The organism is Pseudomonas sp. GZD-222, from assembly GCF_049310525.1.
Classification (GTDB): domain Bacteria; phylum Pseudomonadota; class Gammaproteobacteria; order Pseudomonadales; family Pseudomonadaceae; genus Aquipseudomonas.
Genome location: NZ_JBMOWO010000083.1, coordinates 1 through 20,221, shown reverse-complemented (window position 1 = coordinate 20,221; position 20,221 = coordinate 1). Strand labels below are relative to the sequence as shown.

Sequence of the window (20,221 nt, the reverse complement as noted above, 5' to 3'; positions counted from 1 at the left end):
GCGCTAGGGAGCACCCCCCCCCCACCGCGTCCCTTGGGGGGCTACTTCCTCCCCCCCGCGATAGCATTAGAGCAATCGCCCCAAGCCATCCAGCAAACGCTGCAGCGCCCCCTGGTTGGCCTTCATCACCGCACGCCCCGCTTCACCCATGCGCCGCGCATCCTGCGGCAACTCGATCAGCCGGCGAATTTCAGCCGCCAATCCCTGGGCATCATCCACCTCCTGCAACGCTCCGGCATCGCGCAACATCGCCGCGATCTCGAGGAAGTTGAACAGGTGCGGGCCACTAATTACTGGCAATGACAAAGCCGCTGGCTCCAGCAGGTTATGCCCGCCGTTGGGCACCAGACTGCCACCGACAAAGGCGATATCCGCCAAGGCATACAGAAACAGCAGCTCGCCCATGGTGTCGCCAAGCAGCACGGCTGTCTCCGAACCCACCGGTGCAGCGCTGGAGCGGCGAATGGTCGGGAACTGTGCCGAGCACAACTCGAAAACGGCATTGAAGCGTTCCGGATGCCGTGGCACGAGGATCAGCAACGCATCGGCATGGTGCTCAAGCAACTGGCGGTGCGCAGCCAGGATCACTTCGTCCTCACCCTCATGGGTGCTGGCAGCGATCCACACCGGACGCTGCCCGGCCTGCCACTGCTCACGCAAGGCCCGGGCGCGCGGCAACAGTTGATCATCGATTCGCAGGTCGAACTTGATCGAACCGGTAACCTGAACGCATTCAGGTCTCGCGCCCAGCTGGCGAAAACGCTCGGCTTCAGTCTCGGTCTGCACCGCGATCAGGTTCATCTCGGCCAGCATCGGCCGGGTCAGTCCGGCAAAGCGTGCGTAGCCACGCGCCGAACGCTCGGACAAGCGCGCATTGGCCAGTGCCACCGCGATACCGCGCTTGGCACACTGGTGAATATGGTTGGGCCACAGTTCGGTTTCCATGATCACCGCAAGCTTGGGCTGGACATGATCGAGAAAGCGCCCGGCCGCCCACGGCAAGTCATAGGGCAAGTAGCAGTGCTGGATGCGCGGCTCATCGGCAAACATCGCCCGTACCCGCTCCGAGCCCGTCGGAGTCATGCAGGTAATGGTGATCGGTAGCTGTGGATAAGCCTGCAGCAGGGCACGAATCATCGGCGCCGCAGCGATGCTCTCGCCGACCGACACCGCATGCACCCAAATGCCGCCTTTGCGCATGGCCGGCAGGTTCATGGCGAAGCGTTCGCCGATACGTTGGGCATAGGCTGGGGCCTTGCGCGAACGCAGGAACAGGCGCAGCGCAACCAGCGGCAGGCCCAGGTGAAACAGCAGGGTATAGAGTGTTCTGTTCATGGCGCCGAAGTGTACTAGCCAATGGCGCGCAAGTGCACTGCGAAGCGTTCAGCCAGCCACTGCGCCGCAGGTCCCAAGGGCTCATCACGACGCCAGACCAGCTCTACGACCAATGCTGGCGGTGTCCACTCGCTGCTCAGTTCGACCATCTGCGCGTGGTAAGTCGGGTACTGCACCACATGCCGGGGCAACCAGGCCCAGCCCAGGCCGCGCATCAGCAGCTCGGCCATGGCGTAGAAGCTGTCGGCACGCCAGATCTGCGGGCTGATTGGCTCGCCGCCGGGATAACCGCTTTCCTGCGGAGCAATCAGCAACTGGCGATGGCGTGCCAGTTGTTGGCGATTGACCTGTCCTAGCTGCGCCAAGGGATGATTGACGGCGCAGACGGTGACCATCTCCACGTTCCCCAACGCGCGGCGCTCCAATGCTGACGGCATGCGCTCATGACGAAACAGCAGGCCCAGGTCTGCACGGCGCTCGACCAGCTTGCGCGCCACGTCACCTTGGGCACCGCTGGCCAGTTGCACTTCCAGCATGGGGAACTGCTGGGCCAGCTCGTCGAGACTGTCGATAACCGGCTGATAAGGCATGGCTTCATCCTGGGCGACCCGCAACTGCGCCTCCTGTCCGCGCATCAGCGCCAGCGCCCGACCGTCCAGACGCTCGCATTGACGCAACAGCTCACGAGCGTCCTCCAGCAGGGTCGCGCCGGCCTCGGTCAAGCGGGGTTGGCGGCCACTGCTACGCTCGAACAGGGTCACACCCAAATCAGCCTCGAGCAGCGCAATGGCATTACTCACTGCCGACTGCGCCTTGCGCTGAGTGCGGGCCACCGCCGAAAACGAACGTTGCTCGGCGACACCGACAAACAGCTGCAGTTGCTCCAGATTCCACTGTTCAGCCATGCAACCTATCTCCATAAAAGATAGGTAATGACTTTACCCCATCCAGGCTTGCTCTAAAATGCCCAGCCAGAACAGAGGAACACCGACATGAACGCCTACACCTACCTGGCTATCGCCATCTGCGCCGAAGTCATCGCCACCGCCTCGATGAAGGCCGTAAAGGGTCTCAGCACCCCCCTGCCCTTGCTGCTGATGATCTGTGGTTATGCCGTGGCGTTCTGGATGCTGACCCTGGTGGTGCGCAGCATTCCGGTCGGTATCGCCTACGCCATCTGGTCAGGGTTGGGCATTGTCCTGATCAGCGTCGCCGCGTTGGTGATCTACGGGCAGAAGCTGGACGTTCCGGCGATGTTCGGCATGGCCATGATCGTCGGCGGCGTGGTGGTGATCCAGGTCTTCTCGAAAACCGCCGGGCATTGATTCTGCTCACAGGCTGTATACTGGGCTTCTGTCCAAGCTTGTGAGGTGCATGCATGCCATCCGTTATTTCCACCGACGTGCTGATCGTCGGCGCAGGGGTCGCAGGCCTCTGGCTCAATGCCCGCCTGCGTCGCCTGGGTTACTCGACGGTCTTGGTGGAACGCGCCAGCCTCGGTGGCGAGCAGACTCTCAAGTCGCAGGGGATCATTCATGGCGGCGCCAAGTATGCCCTGCACGGTGCGCTGACCGGCGCCTCCGAAGCCATTGCCGACATGCCGCGGCGCTGGAGCGAGGCCCTGGCAGGCAACGGTGAGCTGGACCTGTCCGGCGTGCGCCTGTTATCCGACGCCCATTACCTGTGGTCCCCAGGTACGCTCGCCGGCAACCTCACCAGCTTCTTCGCCAGCAAGGCGGTGCGTGGCCGAGTTGACCAGGTCAAGGGTGATCAACTGCCACCCGCTCTGCAAGACCGCGCGTTCAAGGGCAAGGTCTATCGCCTCGCCGAACTGGTCGTTGACGTGCCAAGCCTGCTGAACAAACTTGCCGAACTGGCCGGCGACAGTCTGCTCGCCGCAGAAACCATCGAGCCGTTGCATGAGGCGGGTGAACTGGCTGGGCTGCGCGTCGACGGACGCGAGATCCGCGCACAGCGCGTGGTCCTCAGCGCGGGTGCCGGCAACGCAGAACTGCTGAAGACGCTTGGTCTCAGCCAGCCAGCGATGCAGCGTCGACCGCTGCACATGGTCATGGCCAAGGGTGCCAGCCTCAAACCGCTGTACGCTCATTGCCTGGGCGGCGGACCAAAACCGCGCATCACCGTCACCAGCCACCCGGCCGCCGATGGTCAATGGGTGTGGTACATGGGCGGCGACCTCGCCGAGGCCGACGGCGTCGCTCGCGAGCCGGATGCCCAGATTGCCGCTGCGCAGAAAGAAGTCAGCAGCTTGCTGCCGTGGATCGACCTGAGCCAGGTACGTTGGGCCACCGTGCGCATCGACCGCGCTGAACCGGCGCAGTCAGGCCTGGTGCGCCCCGACAACGCCTTCCTCGCCGAACAGCAGCGTCTGCTGGTTGGCTGGCCGACAAAACTGGCCCTCGCCCCGGACTTCAGTGATCGGGTTCTGGCCAACTTTGAGCGCGACGGTATCAAGCCGGGGGCTCACGGCGCCCTTCCCGATCTGCCACGACCACCCATGGCCATGCCGGTCTGGGAGCAACTGCTGCCATGAGTGTGCCGACGCTTCACGATCTGCACCGCCCCCTGGGCAGCACCGGCCTGAACGTCTCGCCGCTGGGGCTCGGTACGGTCAAGCTGGGGCGCGACCAGGGCGTCAAATACCCCAGCGGCTTCACCATTCCGGATGACGATCAGGCCCGCCTGTTGCTGGCTCAGGCGCGCGAGCTGGGCATCAACCTGATCGATACCGCACCGGCGTATGGCCGCAGCGAAGAACGGCTCGGACCGCTGCTGCGTGGCCAACGCGATCACTGGGTGATCGTCAGCAAGGTCGGTGAGGAGTTCGAAGAAGGCCGATCGCGTTTCGACTTCAGCGCCGCCCACACGCGCTTTTCCATCGAGCGCAGCCTCAAGCGCCTGGAAACCGAGCAGATTGATCTGGTATTGGTGCATTCCGACGGCAACGACCTGCACATTCTCGAGCACGAGGAGGTCTATCAGACCCTCGAAACCTTGAAGCAGGAAGGCAAGATCGGCGGCTTCGGCTTGTCCGGCAAAACTGCCGCGGGTGGATTGAAGGCGCTGGAGCGCGGCGATTGCGCCATGGTCACCTACAATCTGAACGAACAGGCGGAACGGACGGTGATCGACTATGCCGCCGAACACGGCAAGGCGATCCTGGTGAAGAAAGCCCTGGCTAGTGGCCATGTCTGCCTGAGCCCGGGCATCGACCCGGTACGTGCCAGCTTCGAGCTGCTGTTTGGCCGCCCCGGAGTGAGCAGTGCTATCGTCGGCACCATCAATCCCGTACACCTGGCCCATAATGTGGCCACCGTTGCCGCCGTATTGAATCGCTGACGCCAACGCCGCCGTCGCGGCCGACCCCAACGCAAGAAGGAGCCGACATGCCGCGAACGCTGATCCGCAAAAATCCAAGCAACTTCAAAACCCTGCCCCTGCACGTCGAAGCCAGCCCCGAGGGGCTGTGCTACCAGAGCATCGGCATGCCGTCGAACTTCGCCCAAACCCAACAACGGCGCAAGCAGATCCACCTGGCCGATAGCCAGCGCTTTGCCGTTGAACTGGCCAACCTCGGTGTCTCCGTGCGCCTGACGCTGCACTGGCAAAACCGCGATTACTGGGTGCTGGTTCGTCAGCGCCGCCAGGACCGGGGGGATGTGGTGCTGAAGCTGATCTCCGGCTATGTGCCTGCCCAGGAGCTGAACCTGCCGCTGCACACCGCCATCCAGGAAGTTGCTGAAGAGTGCCTGCTGGAAACCCCGGAAGGTTGGCTGGGTGGACGTTTCAATGACACCTGGCTACCGGCGCCCTATGCCGATGCCCTGCATTACCGCGAAGCGCTGCCTTTTGTCCTGACGCCGCAGTCCGGCGCGGCAAGACCGGTGCGCTGCGCCAACCTGCAACTGCTGGAGCGGCCACGGGCCTACGTGCACCTGCCGACCGCCTCGTTGCAGTTGATCTATGACCTGCGCCTGCAGGTCCCGCGCGAAGCCAAATCCTTGAGCCTGTTTCATGTCGATGAACGGCTCGAAGGCGACCAGCTGGTAGCCCGTCTCAATCGCGCCCGCCCCGACCTGTACTTGATGCCGCTGGACGATGGACGCCCACGGGCTGAGCTGTACACGCTAAAGAAGGACCGTCTGCTGCCCGCCAGCACACGCGGCCTTTACCTGGCCGAAAGCTTTGCCCGGCAAGAGGGCTGGCTGGTCAGGGATGAGCGGATTCGCTGGAAGGACTGGGTTAGCCAGCAAGGCTTGGCGGCGCCGAAAGCGGATACAGGACTGCAGCGGCTAACGGGCAAGGCGCGGGAGTTGTTGCAGATGGCGCGAGGCGGGTTGCGTAAATAGTCATCGCGGGGTGGTGCAAGCCGCCCCGCGATGCTTGCCTCAGTGCTTGCGAATCTTCTCGACGATAGCGGTGGTCGAGCTGTTCTCAACCAGACCCAGCACCTTCACCGTGCCGCCATACGCCTTGACGATATCGGCACCCACCACCTGGTCGATACCATAGTCACCACCCTTGACCAGCACGTCTGGCTTGACCTGGCTGAGCAGGTTTTCCGGCGTGCCTTCAGGGAAGCTGATGACCCAGTCCACCGCACCCAGGCCGGCGAGGACAGCCATGCGCCGATCGACGCTGTTGATCGGGCGACCCGGGCCTTTCAGGCGGCTGACCGAAGCATCATCGTTTACCGCAACGATCAGACGATCGCCTTGGGCGCGCGCCTGCTCCAGGTAGGTCACATGACCGGCATGGAGGATATCGAAGCAACCATTGGTAAAGACAATCTTCTCGTTGTGCGCACGGGCATCGTCGATGGCCAGCAGCAACTGGTCGAGACTCAACACGCCACGCTCAGAGCCTTCTTCACGCTGGATGGCGCGACGCAGCTCCGGTGCACTGATGGCAGCGGTACCCAACTTGCCGACCACGATACCGGCCGCCAGATTAGCCAGGCCCACGGCATGCGGCAGCTCTTCGCCGGCGGCGATGGCAGCGGCCAGGGTCGAAATCACGGTATCGCCGGCACCGGTGACGTCGAAGACTTCACGGGCACGGGCTGGCAAGTGCAGGGCAGGATGGTCAGGGCGCAGCAGGGTCATGCCATGCTCACCTCGGGTTACCAGCAAGGCCCCCAGCTCCAGCTCACGCATCAACTGACCGCCCTTGGCCACCAGTTCCGCTTCATCGGCACAACGCCCAACGATGGTTTCGAACTCACTGAGGTTCGGGGTAATCAGGCTAGCACCACGGTAAATCGAAAAATCCTTGCCCTTGGGATCGGCCAGCACCGGAATCCCTTTGGCCCGCGCGGCCTGGATAAGGCTCTGATGGTTCTTCAAGGCGCCTTTGCCGTAATCCGACAGCACCAGGACCTTGACTCCGTCGAGCAAGGTGTCGACTTCAGCACCCAGTGACAGCGGGTCGGTGGCGAAGGGCTCTTCAAAATCGATACGCAGCAGTTGCTGGTGGCGGCTCATGACCCGCAGCTTGACGATGGTCGGCTGGTGCGCAATGCGCTGGAAAATAGAGCGCACACCGGCTGCCTGCAGACTGTTGGAAAGGCTGTCGGCAGCCTCATCCTGGCCGGTAACCCCGACCAGGGAAGCCGGCGCACCCAGGGCGGCGATGTTCAAGGCAACGTTGGCCGCACCACCCGGACGGTCCTCGATCTGCTCGACCTTGACCACCGGCACCGGTGCTTCAGGCGAAATCCGTGAGGTACCGCCATGCCAGTAACGGTCGAGCATGACATCGCCCACCACCAGTACCGGGGCTTGATCGAAACGCGGCATGGACAACTTCATGGGCAACCCATATATACAAAATTAACAGGGGCAGGATATTAGCACAGGCAAGACGAAGGCTTGATTACTGCCTTGCCAACAAGCGATTACAGGCAAGCCACCGGAGCCCAGGAAGGGCTCCGGTGCCAGGCTCAGGTGATGTCTGCCTTGGCTGGCTCGTCCAGGCCCATGGCATGCAACCTGGCGTAGTAGCCATTGGCGGCCAGCAGCTCGGTATGCGTACCGCGCTCGACCAGCTTGCCCTGATCCATGACCAGGATCATGTCAGCCTTTTCGATGGTCGACAGACGGTGAGCGATGACCAGCGTGGTACGCCCTTTCATCACATGATCGAGCGCAGCCTGGATATGCCGCTCGGATTCGGTGTCCAGCGCCGAGGTAGCCTCATCGAGGATCAGCAGCGGCGCGTTCTTCAGCAAGGCCCGGGCAATCGCAAGACGCTGGCGTTGTCCACCGGAGAGCAGCACACCATTTTCGCCAACCTGGGTATCAAAGCCCTGGGGTAGCTGATCGACGAACTCCTTGGCATAGGCATCGGCGGCGGCGGCTTCGATATCAGCACGCGGCGCGCCAGCCAGGTCGCCATAGGCGATATTGTTGGCCACAGTGTCGTTGAACAGGGTCACATGCTGGGTCACCTGCGAGACATGGCGACGCAGGTTGCGCAAACGATACTCTTCGATTTCCACGCCATCGAGAAGGATCTGCCCCTGGTCGTGGTGATAGAACCGCGGAATCAGCCCGGCCAGGGTCGACTTGCCACTTCCCGAACGCCCCACCAGGGCAATCATCTGGCCCGGCTCGGCGGTAAAGGTAATGTCGGACAGCACCTGACGCTCGGTACCTGGGTAGGTGAAGCTCAGGTTACGCACCTCAAGACGTCCAACAACCCGATCCAGCTCCACGGTACCGTTATCGACTTCCGGCTCTTCATCCAGCTGTTCAAAGATGCTCTCGGCGCCGGCCAGCCCCTTCTGGATAGTCGAGCTGACTTCCGACAGCTGTCGGATCGGCTTGGGCAGCAGGCCTGCAGCGGTAATGTAGGCAACCAGATCGCCGGCTGTGGCGTCGCCACGCAGGAACAGCACTAGGAACATCAGCGCGGCCATGGCCGAATAGATCACCAACTGCAGCATCGGCGTGTACACAGCGCCAGTCTTGGTCATGCGCAGTTGCTTGTCAGTGTTGCTCTGGCTGGCATTGGCGAAACGCTGCTGCTCGTAGCTTTCACCGCCGAAGCTGCGCACCACGCGATAGCCTTGAATGGTTTCCGAGGCCACGTGGGTCACATCGCCCATGGCCACCTGGATCTTCTTGCTCTGCTTGCGGAATTTCTTGCTCGCGCTACCAACCATCACGGCGATGATCGGCAGGATTGCCAGCATGACCAGGGTCAGCTTCCAGTTCATCCACAGCAGGTAAATGAACAGGAACACCACGGTCAGGCCTTCACGGATCACCACCTTGATGGCGTCGGTGGCCGCACCGGTGACCATGGTCACGTTGAAGGTGATACGTGAAATCAGGTGACCGGAGTTGTGGTTGTCGAAGTAACGGTTGGGCAGTACCAGTAACTTGTTGAACAACTCGACGCGCAGGTCATGGACCAGACCCAGCGAAACCTTGGCCAGAAAGTAGTTACCCAGAAACGAGCCCAGACCTTGCCAGGCCGCGATCAGCACGATCAGCAAAGGCACCGCCTGCAGCAACTGCAGATCCTTCAGGTAAGGGACATTGGGGAACAACACCGCCTGGGGATTGCTCAGGCCATCGACGAAATACTTGAGAATCCCGGCCAGCATTGGCTGGGTTGAGGCAAAGATGATGAAACCGAGAATACTCAGCATGAAAATGCCGATATACGGTTTCACATAGCTCAGTAGCCGGAAGTAGATTTTCAGGCTGGAGCTACTCTGCTGCTCCGCCTTTAGCGGTGTTTCGGCCATCGTCGAGCTCGCTGTTCAGTTTGAACCGGAAATTTTATCACAGCCCGGCCGACGGGCATGCATCCAGACCAGGGCCATTGTCAGCCCCACTGGTAACCAACTGATAAACCATTCGGCTCGCGGCGTATCGGTCAGGCTCGCGGCATCGAACTGCATGGCCAGGCTGGAAAACAGCCACAACCCCAACAATCCCTTGCCGAAAATCGTTGAGCGTACCCGCCAGATTTCACGAACTACGCACAGCCAGACCGCCAACCACAGCAACACGCCGGGGATACCGAGCTCGACGGCGATATGGGTAAGCATATTGTGGGTGTGATCGAACTGATGCCCCAAGGCGGTGACGGAGTAAAAGCTACCCAGACCAAGTCCTGTCCATGGGTTCAACGCTATCATCTGCACGCTGGACTGAAAAATTTCCGGCCGGTAGGACGAGCCCCGGGCCATGATCAGTGTGTACATCAATACCAAACCCAGCACTGCCGCAACAATCGCCCCGATGGCGATGAGACGACTTCTACGATCACGGCACCAATAAGGCATGGCCACCAGGGAAATCAACAGGGCAAATGCCGCTCCCCGGCTCTGGCACAACACCAGAAAAGCCCCAAGGCTTACCAAGGACAACACCCAAAGCACTTGAAACCAGCGCTGTTGCGGCTGCCAGTGAAGCATCCAGATAATCGCCGCAGCAATGACATAGGCACCCAGGATCGGATGGGATATCTCACCAATACCATAAAGCCTGGATACCCACGGCTGACCCTGCACACCATAGAACTGAACAATGGAAAGCAAAGCCGCAACACCAAGCCCTATACCGCCCCACTGCATTAGCTGTATTAGACGCGAGAAGTTCGCGTTGACCAGCAGAGGAAAAAACAATAGGAAGAACACAATATACAAAAGTCGCTTGAACTCACGCTCGGTATTCTCGGCACTGGTCCAAAACAGGCTCAACGCCGACCACAACAGTAGCAGCCCCACTGACACGCACAACGCACGCTGCGCGTTCCACAGCTGTACCAGGACACCTCGTGCAGACCACAGTAGAATCAGAGTAGGCAACCACAGGAAAAGCACCAGGCCCTGTTGATAGATCTTGTTGCTTGGCGCCAGGGCAATCGCCACCAGAAACCACAGAAATCCAATCGCCAGCCAGGACTGCGCCCAGCGCCTTTCATACATCATGCGTATCCCCATCAATTCAACAACACCGGCATGGTGCATTTTTATACTTTTCGGCATTATGGCCGGTCCTTTTGCTTGCCCGTTGACAAGGCCCTTATCCATGCAATGTTCCCGGCTACCTCAGGTCGACTTCAACCCGCTCATCCTTGGCGCCCAGGTGCTGGAGGCTGACAGCTACGGCGCCAAAGTCTACCTGCTAAACGATGGCAACATCCTTAAGCTCTTCAGACGCAAGCGGCTCATTTCATCCGCCCTGCTGCGACCTTACTCCCAACGCTTCATCGACAATGCAATGCAGCTGGAGAAAAAGGGAATTCCCACACTGAAAGTTCTGAAATACTACAATCTGGATGCCCCTGGAATGACTGCGGTGCTGTATCAACCACTGCCCGGAGAAACCCTTAGCCAACTCTCTCGCAAGCCGGGTTTCAGTTGGCAAGAGCGCCTTCCAGAGCTTGTCACGCTGGTACGCAAACTGCACAAATTGGGTATCTACTTTCGCTCATTGCACCTGGGCAACATCGTCGTGACGCCCGAACAGGAGCTGGGACTAATTGATGTAGCCGATATGCGATTCATGCGCGCACCGCTATCCAACCGCATGGTCAAGCGCAACGTGAAGCACTTTGCACGCTATATCGCACGGGAGCGCCTCGAGGACAAATTTCCTCTCGCCGAACTGGAACGCGCCTTGTTGGGCTAGCAACCCTTAGAACTTACCCAGCAAGGTTCTGGAAAGCTGGCTGAAGCGTTGCCAGGCCTGCTCGGGTGCCAGGGCCTGATACTGCGCCTTGGCCACTTCCTTGCCATCAAGCGTCATACAGTCAGCAATTGCCTGGCCCCAGGCGACAACATCGCCAGCAGCAACATACTGACCGGCATCGCCTAGCTGCTCACGAAATACCGGCAGGCCAGTGCACAAAACCGGCACATCAGCCAATACCGCCTCCTGCAGCACCAGCCCCAGCCCCTCGGAGCCAGAAGGAACCAGCAGCCAGTCAAATGCCCGGTAAAGCCTGGACATTTCGCTGCAGTGACCGTAAAGCGTCACAACCGCCCCCAGATCCAGCGCCTTTATGCGCGACTCGAGTAGCGCTCGCTGATTGCCTTCACCCACAATCATAAGGCGAATGTTGGGCTGCCGTTGCCGGGCCAAAGCGAATGCATCGAGCAAGTGGTCGAATCCTTTGCTATCGACCAAACGGCCGACCGCTCCCATGACCAGCTCCTCGTGCATCGGCAATCCGAGCAGTTGCCGGGCGGCCTCGCGCCCCAGTAATGCCCGGCGAAAGCCTTCGGGCTCAAGCGCTGACCGCAACACCTGCACAGGCACGCCAAGGTCTTGCTGCAATTTGGCGGCTAACGTTTGTGAAACGGCAACGAGCGTGACCTGTGGTGCCTGAAAGCTGCGCAACAACGCAATATCACCACGATGCAGACGTGTCGTGCCATGAAACACAACTGTCGCCTGCAGATCAGGCAAATGCTGCAGCACCGGCAAGACCAAGCGCGAAACACCCAGACCGTCGAGCAACACCACCTGAGTATTGGTTTGCTTCAACGCTTTACGAAAGCGACTGCGCATCCAGGGATGGAGCAGCTTCCAGATATGCCGCCCCTTGAGCAAACGCTGAGACAGCTGCCACTCAAGCGTACGCTGGTCATTGCAACAAGAACCTTGCCCTTGCAAAAGCCAGCTGCTGACTGCTGCACCCGGCGCCGCATGGGAAAGAATCTGCTGATGCACCTTGTGCACCGAGACATACGGTGCGCCGCCTGCCCACATGATATTGACGATATTCACGGGGTATCACCCCCTGGTTCGGACCGGATAACGAGCAAACAGACCAAGTCAATGTGCAAAGAAACCAACCCCCGCCCCCAGAACCGTTCCAACCACCAATATCACTATCAATTTGATCCGGTCACGCTTACGGCGCCGCGCTTTGCGCCGACGCTCGCCGGGCAGGCTTACATGCGCACCGAACCCGGTGTGCAGTACCGCATCCCCTTCAAGGCTGACTGCGGTAAGATTCAGCTCGGCGTAGTGCTTTGACAGCGCCTTTTCACCAGCATAGGCGGCAAATGGTGCACAGCGCTGATAATCGCTCAGTCGGCGCAGGCCCGGGTTCAACGAGAAACTCTGCCACTCGGGTTTGTCAGAAAGCAATGGGTAGCAAGGAACGCCAGCAATGACCTGACGCTCCCCCAAATGGATGTAGGGGCTGTGTATTTTCAAGTCGTGGGCGTAGCTGCGCAGCCAGACCTGAAGTAAATGTGGGCTGACGTCGAGGATGCTCCGGGAGTCCTCGACAAAACCTGGCCGATAGAACTCCCAATCATCCTCGCAGTGAAAGATGTACGGGGTTTTCACTTCACCATAAGCCAGGTCGATCGATGCCAGCTGCCCCAATTTGGGCCGATTGACGAATACCTTGCAATGAGGCTTCCAGTGCTCCGGTACAGCCTGATGGACAGCGTCATCTCCCGAGTCCTCGGTGATGAACACTTCGCGAATCGGCGCAGTATTGAAACGATCGAAACTCTCGAGTGTAAGCTTGAGCAGGTCGAAGCGCCCGCAACTGGTAACCACCAGGGTTACATCACTGTCATCACTGAATCGCACCGGATCCACTCCCATCTTTTGTATTCGGTTGTTCGAGACCACGCCCTCTGTGAGGGACATCCGGCTCATATGCCCAGTCTCAAACGCAAGCGTTGCCAACCGGTCAAAGCTGGACGGGAACGCAGAGGTGGCTGCATTTTTTCCACGATACTACGGCCAACTTCGGCGAAGCTAAACTGCGAAACCGCAAGGTCACGGCCATTGTTGCCGATACGTTCGACCAATGCCGGGTCGGCGCGCAATACCTTCAGCTTCTCTTGCAACTGGGCAATGCTGTCATACAGCACCACGTTGTGCATATCTTGCAGGCCCAGGGCGCGATTCTCTGCCTCTCCCTGGTCAAACGCCAGCAGAACACAACCGCAGGCCATTGCCTCGAAATTCTTGATCATGTATTCGCCCATGCCGACATCGGCACTGACGAAGAAGCGAATGCGGTTGAGAGTGTCACAGTATTCTTCACCGGACTTTGTCCGGGTCACCAGCAGGTTCTCGACCTGCGCGAGCTCATCGAGCAGTGCCTTGCGACCGCTGTAAGCCACACTATTGGTGCTGCCGACAAAGGCCAGTTCGATATCCCGCTCGCGCCCCTGGTCAGCCAGCAACTGCTGGTCGTAGCCCTTGGGCACGAATTCGGCGTCGAAGCCTTCCTGACGCAATCGCTCGCTGACCATGTACCCCGAGCTGATCACCCGGGCCCAAGGCAACTGACGATAGTGCGCGCTGAACTTGCCGGTGTACTTGCACGGGATGTAGTTCTGGTAGGCATCGTGTTCGAGGATGACCAGATTGGGCACCGTACGAATGAAGCCGACCTGGCGGATCTCTTGCTTGAAACGCAGAAAGAACACGATCCGGTCATACTTTTCAACGTCGACTTCGCGACGGAAATAGCTGCGCAGGTTGCGCTGGTCGGCACTGCTCAGCCAGCGCAGATCGCATTCGCAATGGGCGGCCACGCCGTCGTAGAGACGGTCGAGGATTGCCCGTTGTTCTTTCTGCACCAGAAATAGAACTTTCATTGATTTCCTTGCGGCCTTTGCTCGGCCGCTAACAGTCATGCGCCAGGATCAGAGATCACGGCGCCAGAACAATTCATGTCGGCGCACGGCCTTGCGGAAGAACTCATTCTCGCCATAGGGCGAAGGACGTCTTCCCGCCAGCCAGCGCTGAAGCAAGCGACGAACACGGCGCTTGAACGGTGCCGGCGGTTGCAGGTCATGCATCATGCCCAGCGCCATGGCCTTATCACGCTGAGTCGGCAGATCCAGCGTCAGGCTGTAGGGAGCCCAAACTTCCCCGCTCTCCAGATGGGGTGGCAACGCAACACCCGCGCCGCTATCGCCCATGGGCCAGCGGTCGTTGTCATGCAAATGGTTGGCATAACCCAGCACAGTTTCCGGCTGCCACTCCAGGCCCTGCAAGGCCTCGAGCACGGCAGCCTGGGCACAGAGATGGTCAGGATGCGGATCGAGCACCGGGTGAGGCATTACCAGCACCTGAGGACGCGCCTTGAGCAACATCGCGCGCAAATCAGCCAGCAGGTTGTTCCAGGTTGGCGCGCCATCCTGGTCACCCGGCAAGGTCATTGTGTTGAACTGCCGGAACAGGCGGGTATCGGCAAGGTCCGCCTCTCGCGAGGCAACAGGCTGATCGGGTGCGGCCTGCATGACTGGCAATTGCAGGCAAAAGTAGCCCAGCTGCACGCAGTGCGATTCAGGCACACCCGCCCAGCGCGGCACGACAATACTGTCCCAGGCACGCAGCCGCCCCTTCAAACGGGCAGACTCAGCCTTGGCCAGGCCCATTTGCTGATAGTGCTCGGCTTCGATCTCGCCGGCCGTCAGGGTCACTATCCAGGCTTCCTGCGCCTGGCTATACAGGCCGTAAGCAGCGAGCTCGGCATCGTCGGCATGGGGTGCGATGACCATCACCCGCTTCTGCCGCAGATCCTTGCCCGGCACAACCCACAACTGCCCCTCGCCAGCCAGGCGACAATAGCGCCCACGCAGACGCAGCTGCCCGGCAGCCAGCGACTCGCCGAGCCCGGTCAGATTGAGGTAACGCAACCCGGCAACACCCCGCTCAAAGACCTGGCAATCATCACCGTTCAGTACCACTGCCGGGTCGAAGAATCGCCCCAGCCAGCGACTTTTCAGGCGCAGCGCCAGGACCAGGGTTTCATCGCCGGCAAGCTGCAGGGGTGATTTAAACCGCACCACCCCCTCGACCAGTTCGACCGCATGCACCTGGCACTCTGGTGGAAACTGGTACTGGTAATCTTCGCCAGGCGCATAGAACAGATGGTCAGCAAACCAGGCCTCATGGGCCACCCACAGCAGTGGCAGCAACAACAGCGGCAACCACCACTGGACGAAAATGCCCAGGCCCAGCAGCGCAATCAGGCCAACCAGCAACCCCAGCCGCTTGTTGCGCCGGTGCTGCTTGAGCAGCTGCTGCTTGCGGTTCACACCTGAAACACCGGCACGGGGTTGCACCAGCGATCCTTGTACTCGCGATCGGCGCGACCAAAGGAGAAACGCAGCGGTTTGTTGCGCGCCCGGGCGTCTTCCCAGGCCGCCTGGGTATTGAGGAAACTCAATACGCTGCCAGGGCTGAAGGCCTTGGTTTGCGGGTCAACGCCACCATTGATGTACTCGACGCTGATCCACTCCGGCGCCTCCACCCGGTAGACCAGTTGGATGGCAATGGGCGCATCGTCAAGAAACAGCACCGAGCCGATCAACAGCTCACGCAAACGCTCAATGACTTCAGCCATGCGTTCGGCACCCGTGGCCGGAAATTCCCAGCGACGTTGAAACAGATCGCAGTAAATCGCCGCAAGTTCGCCACTGGTGAAATCAGCGACCGGACGCACCTGGCCACCCGCTTCTTCCAGAAGACGCAATTCACGGCGCTGGTTATAGCGAAACTTCTTCGACAGGTCTTCAGGTGTACGCGCCATCGCCAGCGACTCAGTCTGGAGCTTGAGGTTGGCAAAGCGTCCCTGGCTGAGCTCGGACAGGTAACGCCCGGCATGGCGCAGCGGTGCCTGAGCATCGGCAGCCGCTGGCAGGATCAGCTCGGCATTACCCAGGTCGTACAAGCCCTTTTTGCCCTGACGCTTGAGCACGTCCTTGGACAGCGCCAGGTGACGCCCCCAGGTCGGAATCGCGGCTTTGAGCTCGCCGTTGTGCGACCAGCCGAGGTAGCGCACGGGGATCTGCGCCAGGTCCGCCAGTTGCTCGATCACCAGCGGGTGGGTGGCGACACTACCGCCAAAGCGCTGCCAGGCTTGCGCATAGGCAGGCGCATCGATGACGCTCCAGCCGCGCTCGCGCCAGCCTTGAATATGATTGAGCATCAAGCCTCCGCCGTCAGCGCGCGCACAGTCGGCAGTTGCCAGAAGGTGTCGCGTACAGCGTGATCAGAAAAACGCTCGCGCAGACGCGCAAGCATGCGTTCGGCACACTCCTGGCGCTGCCCTTGATCGAGGACCGCCAGATGTTGCAGACCTTGGGCCAGACGCTCGGCATCAGCCAGCGGAAAGAGAATGCCAACACCTTCGACCACTTCAATCGCACCACCACAGGCAGTGGCAAGTACCGGCACACTGGCGACCATGGCCTCAAGCAGGACCATGCCGAACGGCTCGTGATCGGAGCTCAGGGCAAAGGCATCGAACGCCTTGAAGTAGCGGCGCGCATCCGGCACCTGACCGAGAAAATCGACCCGATCGGCAATATCCAGTTCGCCCGCCAAGGTCTTCAGCGACTGCTCCAGGCGACCCTTGCCGAGAATGGCCAGCCGGGCACCACCAGGCAAGCCCGGCAGGGCCTGGGCAAAGCCACGCAACAAGGTGGCCTGATCCTTGTCCGGATGCAGGCGGCCGACATTGCCGACAATCCAGGCTTGCGGGTCCAGCCCCAGCGCTTGGCGTGCGTCTTCGCCAGGTACTAGCGCAGCCTGCAGCGTCTCGATATCGATACGGTTGTAGAGCGTCTGGATGCGCTCGGCCGGCCACTTGGGCAGGCATTTACGCATATCGTCACTCACCGCATCGGACACACCCAGCAAACTCAGGCGCTGACGGAACAGGTTGGCAAACAGCTGACGACTGCTGCGCAGATAATCACCGAAGGCATGGTGCACACCGATCACCGGCAGGCGGCTACCCAACAAGGCGATATAGATCGGCTTGAAACGATGGGCAATGCAGAAGCTGAAATCACGCGTGGCGACGATCCGCCGCAACGCGCGAATCGCCCCCAGCTTTAGACCGCGAATGGCCTTGGAACTGAACTCCAGGAAGATCACTTCATCAGAGGCGCAACCGGCTGCCACCTGAGGATCGGCAGCGCCGGTAAGGAACACCGTGGTGACCTTGTAGCCGCTGCCGCTGAACAGGCTGGCGTACTGCCGCGCACAGTCCAGGAACGGACCGTCATAGCCGTGGCAGAACTGCAGGACGCGTTTTTCAGCCCTGGACGTCATAAGTGTTCGCGCCGTCCTTGACTACCAGAATGTCTTCCATGATCAGGTACTGCAGATCCGAGCCGAAGAACATGTTCAGGGCGTCGGTCGGCGAGCAGATCATCGGTTCGCCACGACGGTTGAGCGAGGTGTTGAGCGACACGCCGTTACCGGTCAGGTCTTCCAGCGCCTTCATCATGTCGTAATAGCGCGGGTTGTATTCGCGCTTGAGCACCTGGGCCCGCGAGGTGCCGTCTTCGTGGACGACTTCCGGCACGCGGGTCTTCCACTCTTCAGCTACTTCAAAGGTGAAGGTCATGAACGGCGCCGGGTGATCGATCTTGATCATTTGCGGAGCGACGGTGTCGAGCATCGACGGGCAGAAAGGCCTCCAGCGCTCGCGGAACTTGATCTGGTGATTGATGCGGTCGGCAACGCCGGCCACGCTTGGGCAACCAATGATCGAGCGACCGCCCAACGCGCGCGGACCGAACTCCATGCGCCCCTGGAACCAGGCCACCGGGTTGCCGTCGACCATGATCTTGGCGATCTGCTCGGGCATGTTCTCCAGCTTGCGCCATTTCGGCTGGCTCGGGTGACGGGCACAGGCGGCAATCACGTCTTCGTTGGAGTACGCAGGGCCGAGGTAGACATGTTCCATCTTCTCGACCGGCACGCCACGGGCGTGGGATACGTACGCTGCCGCACCCACTGCGGTACCGGCGTCGCCGGAGGCCGGCTGAACGAACAGTTCCTTGAGATCAGGACGAGCAATGATCTTCTGGTTGAGCTTGACGTTCAGCGCGCAACCGCCAGCGAAGGCCAGTTTGCCGGTTTCCTTGAGGATGTCGCCCAGGTAGTGGTCGATCATCTGCAGCGCGAGTTTCTCGAACAGCGCCTGCATGCTGGCGGCGTAGTGGATGTACGGCTCGTCGGCGATGTCGCCTTCGCGCTTGGGACCCAGCCACTCGATCAGTTTCGGCGAGAAGTAGAAACCCTTGCCCTTCTCTTTGTAGCGGCGCAGGCCGATAACGTTGGCGTAATCGGTGTTGATCACCAACTCGCCGTTTTCGAACGAAGCCAGACGTGAGAAATCATATTTGCTGGCATCGCCATACGGCGCCATGCCCATGACCTTGAACTCGCCATCAAGCATCTCGAAGCCGAGGAATTCGGTGATCGCGCCATACAGGCCACCGAGCGAATCCGGATCGAAGAATTCCTTGATCTTGTGGATCTTGCCGTTTTCACCGTAGCCAAAGAAGGTCGTGGCGTACTCGCCCTTGCCGTCGATGCCGAGGATCGCGGTTTTTTCCTTGAAGCCCGAGCAGTGGTAGGCACTGGAGGCGTGGGCCAGGTGGTGCTCGACCGGTTCGATCTTGACCTTTTTCGGGTCGAAACCCAGTTGCTCCAGGCACCAGACGATCTTCTTGCGATAGCGCTTGTAGCGACGGTTGCCCATCAGGATCGCATCCAGCGCGCGGTCCGGGGCGTACCAGTAACGCTTGGCGTAGTGCCAGCGAGCCTTGCCGAACAGGCTGATCGGCGCGAACGGAATGGCCACCACGTCTACGTCGGACGGCTTGATGCCAGCCTGTTCCAGGCAGAACTTCGCCGATTCGTAGGGCATGCGGTTCTTTGCATGTTTGTCGCGCACGAAGCGCTCTTCTTCAGCGGCGGCAATCAGCTTGCCGTCGATGTACAGGGCCGCGGAAGGATCATGGCTAAGGGCGCCGGACAGGCCAAGAATCGTCAATGCCAAGGGTCTAGCCTCTTCAATCTGTAAATATGCGCCCTGGCCCCGTGGGGCGAGCGGCAACGAAAGAGCGGGATTATAACGTAAAGTGTGGGAGCGGGCTTGCCCGGCCTGTTACTCGGCGATCAGCCAGTCCATGCGCCAGCTACCCTGGGTCTGCGCCAGCACCTGGGACAGCCACGGCAGCAGTTCACGCAGTTCTTCTTCCAGCCCCCATGGCGGGTTGGCAATAGCCAGGCCTGAGCCATTGAGGCCTTGCGGACTGTCCTGGGGATGCACGTACAGCTCGACCCGCAGCAACTTCGGCGCGCCAGTGCTGGTCAGGTCCTGGTAGAAACGCACCAGTTGGCGCTGATCCTTGATCGGGTACCAGATCGCCGCGACAGTCTGGCGCATGCGACCAATAGTCTCTTTCATCGACTGAGTGCAGCGCTTGAGCTCGTCAGCCTGTTCGAACGGTGGGTCGATCAGCATCACGGCGCGCTTTTCCTGCACCGGCAGCAGCGCCCGCGGCACGTGCCAGCCCTCGCCCAGGTGCACAGCGACACGCGGGTCTTTCTTCATGTTGTCCTTGAGCATGCGCCCGTCTTCAGGGTGCTTCTCGTTGAGCAGCACGCGATCCTGCTGACGCGCCAGGCGCCGGGCAAGCTCGGGCGAACCCGGGTAGTAGCGCAACTCGCCGTCGGGGTTCATCTTGCGCAGGATACGCAGGTAGTCAGCAGCCACCTCGGGCAGGTCATCACGCCCCCACAGCCGGCCGACCCCTTCGACCCACTCGCCGGTACGCGTCGCCTGGTCGCCCTGCAGGTCATACAAGCCGAGGCCGGCGTGAGTATCGAGATAGGCGAACGGTTGCTCCTTGCGCGACATCAGCGCAATAAGGCGGGTCAACACAAGGTGTTTGAAAACGTCGGCGTGGTTGCCGGCGTGAAAGGCGTGACGATAGTTCATGGCAACTCCTGCAAGACCGTGCAGTTTACCTTGTCATGCCGAACTGTGGGAGCGGGCTTGCCCCGCGATGCGATTTGACTGACACACCGCAATCGCGGGGCAAGCCCGCTCC

General features: G+C 60.5%; 18 protein-coding genes. 5 read left to right on the top strand and 13 right to left on the bottom strand.

The window, feature by feature from the left end; all coding sequences use genetic code 11:
• Window positions 1-66: 66 nt before the first annotated feature.
• Together waaA and ACO6VD_RS16720 are read right to left on the bottom strand one after the other, a co-directional pair.
• A complete protein-coding gene (waaA, locus tag ACO6VD_RS16725) occupies window positions 67-1,335 on the bottom strand; it encodes a lipid IV(A) 3-deoxy-D-manno-octulosonic acid transferase (protein ID WP_422420685.1) in 1,269 nt (422 codons plus the stop codon).
• Window positions 1,336-1,349: 14 nt separating this feature from the next.
• Window positions 1,350-2,240: a LysR family transcriptional regulator gene (locus ACO6VD_RS16720; RefSeq protein ID WP_422420683.1), complete on the bottom strand. Its 891-nt coding sequence runs from the start codon at window positions 2,238-2,240 to the stop codon at window positions 1,350-1,352.
• 87 nt (window positions 2,241-2,327) lie between these two features.
• Here ACO6VD_RS16720 and ACO6VD_RS16715 point away from each other — a divergent pair, with 87 nt between their 5' ends.
• The 4 genes from ACO6VD_RS16715 to ACO6VD_RS16700 are packed head-to-tail and all read left to right on the top strand — an operon-like array spanning window position 2,328 to window position 5,705.
• Window positions 2,328-2,660, top strand: a complete 333-nt coding sequence (locus ACO6VD_RS16715) for a DMT family transporter (protein ID WP_400173572.1) — start codon at window positions 2,328-2,330, stop codon at window positions 2,658-2,660.
• A 53-nt stretch (window positions 2,661-2,713) separates the two neighbouring features.
• Window positions 2,714-3,889: an NAD(P)/FAD-dependent oxidoreductase gene (locus ACO6VD_RS16710; protein WP_422420682.1), complete on the top strand. Its 1,176-nt coding sequence runs from the start codon at window positions 2,714-2,716 to the stop codon at window positions 3,887-3,889.
• The gene (locus tag ACO6VD_RS16705) at window positions 3,886-4,695 is read left to right on the top strand and encodes an aldo/keto reductase (protein WP_422420681.1); all 810 of its coding nucleotides are present in this window, start codon (window positions 3,886-3,888) and stop codon (window positions 4,693-4,695) included. Before ACO6VD_RS16710 ends, ACO6VD_RS16705 begins: the two co-directional genes overlap by 4 nt.
• A gap of 47 nt (window positions 4,696-4,742) precedes the next feature.
• Window positions 4,743-5,705: a metal ABC transporter ATPase gene (locus ACO6VD_RS16700; RefSeq protein WP_422420679.1), complete on the top strand. Its 963-nt coding sequence runs from the start codon at window positions 4,743-4,745 to the stop codon at window positions 5,703-5,705.
• 39 nt (window positions 5,706-5,744) lie between these two features.
• On the opposite strand, the gene hldE is transcribed toward ACO6VD_RS16700, so the two are convergent.
• From hldE to ACO6VD_RS16685, 3 genes are all read right to left on the bottom strand, one after another.
• Entirely contained in the window at window positions 5,745-7,166 is a 1,422-nt protein-coding gene (hldE, locus tag ACO6VD_RS16695) for a bifunctional D-glycero-beta-D-manno-heptose-7-phosphate kinase/D-glycero-beta-D-manno-heptose 1-phosphate adenylyltransferase HldE (protein ID WP_422420677.1), read from the bottom strand.
• 131 nt (window positions 7,167-7,297) lie between these two features.
• Window positions 7,298-9,112, bottom strand: coding sequence for a lipid A export permease/ATP-binding protein MsbA (gene msbA / locus ACO6VD_RS16690; protein WP_422420676.1), 1,815 nt, complete (start codon window positions 9,110-9,112; stop codon window positions 7,298-7,300).
• A 15-nt stretch (window positions 9,113-9,127) separates the two neighbouring features.
• Window positions 9,128-10,303 carry an O-antigen ligase family protein gene (locus tag ACO6VD_RS16685; protein WP_422420688.1) on the bottom strand — a complete coding sequence of 392 codons (1,176 nt, stop codon included), beginning with the start codon at window positions 10,301-10,303 and terminating at the stop codon, window positions 9,128-9,130.
• Window positions 10,304-10,403: 100 nt separating this feature from the next.
• On the opposite strand from ACO6VD_RS16685, the gene ACO6VD_RS16680 reads away from it, so the two are divergent.
• Window positions 10,404-11,006 (top strand): toluene tolerance protein, encoded by a 603-nt coding sequence (locus ACO6VD_RS16680; RefSeq protein WP_422420675.1) that lies wholly within the window; start codon window positions 10,404-10,406, stop codon window positions 11,004-11,006.
• 6 nt (window positions 11,007-11,012) lie between these two features.
• Here the strand turns inward: ACO6VD_RS16680 and ACO6VD_RS16675 are convergent, their stop codons facing one another.
• The 8 genes from ACO6VD_RS16675 to ACO6VD_RS16640 form a co-directional block, all read right to left on the bottom strand.
• Complete coding sequence (locus ACO6VD_RS16675) at window positions 11,013-12,107, bottom strand: glycosyltransferase (protein WP_422420673.1); 1,095 nt, start codon at window positions 12,105-12,107, stop codon at window positions 11,013-11,015.
• A 48-nt stretch (window positions 12,108-12,155) separates the two neighbouring features.
• On the bottom strand, window positions 12,156-12,929 hold the full coding sequence (locus ACO6VD_RS16670; RefSeq protein ID WP_422420687.1) for a glycosyltransferase family 2 protein: 774 nt from the start codon (window positions 12,927-12,929) through the stop codon (window positions 12,156-12,158).
• Between the two features lie 65 nt (window positions 12,930-12,994).
• Window positions 12,995-13,951: a glycosyltransferase family protein gene (locus ACO6VD_RS16665; protein ID WP_422420672.1), complete on the bottom strand. Its 957-nt coding sequence runs from the start codon at window positions 13,949-13,951 to the stop codon at window positions 12,995-12,997.
• Between the two features lie 48 nt (window positions 13,952-13,999).
• The gene (locus tag ACO6VD_RS16660; protein WP_422420686.1) at window positions 14,000-15,400 is read right to left on the bottom strand and encodes a PIG-L deacetylase family protein; all 1,401 of its coding nucleotides are present in this window, start codon (window positions 15,398-15,400) and stop codon (window positions 14,000-14,002) included.
• The gene (locus tag ACO6VD_RS16655; protein WP_422420671.1) at window positions 15,397-16,293 is read right to left on the bottom strand and encodes an antimicrobial resistance protein Mig-14; all 897 of its coding nucleotides are present in this window, start codon (window positions 16,291-16,293) and stop codon (window positions 15,397-15,399) included. Before ACO6VD_RS16655 ends, ACO6VD_RS16660 begins: the two co-directional genes overlap by 4 nt.
• Window positions 16,293-17,423 (bottom strand): glycosyltransferase, encoded by a 1,131-nt coding sequence (locus ACO6VD_RS16650; RefSeq protein ID WP_422420669.1) that lies wholly within the window; start codon window positions 17,421-17,423, stop codon window positions 16,293-16,295. The genes ACO6VD_RS16655 and ACO6VD_RS16650 overlap by 1 nt, the downstream gene beginning before the upstream one ends.
• Entirely contained in the window at window positions 17,407-19,164 is a 1,758-nt protein-coding gene (locus tag ACO6VD_RS16645; protein ID WP_400173560.1) for a carbamoyltransferase, read from the bottom strand. Before ACO6VD_RS16645 ends, ACO6VD_RS16650 begins: the two co-directional genes overlap by 17 nt.
• Before the next feature lie 108 nt (window positions 19,165-19,272).
• The gene (locus ACO6VD_RS16640; RefSeq protein ID WP_422420668.1) at window positions 19,273-20,109 is read right to left on the bottom strand and encodes a 23S rRNA (adenine(2030)-N(6))-methyltransferase RlmJ; all 837 of its coding nucleotides are present in this window, start codon (window positions 20,107-20,109) and stop codon (window positions 19,273-19,275) included.
• Between the last annotated feature and the right edge of the window lie 112 nt (window positions 20,110-20,221).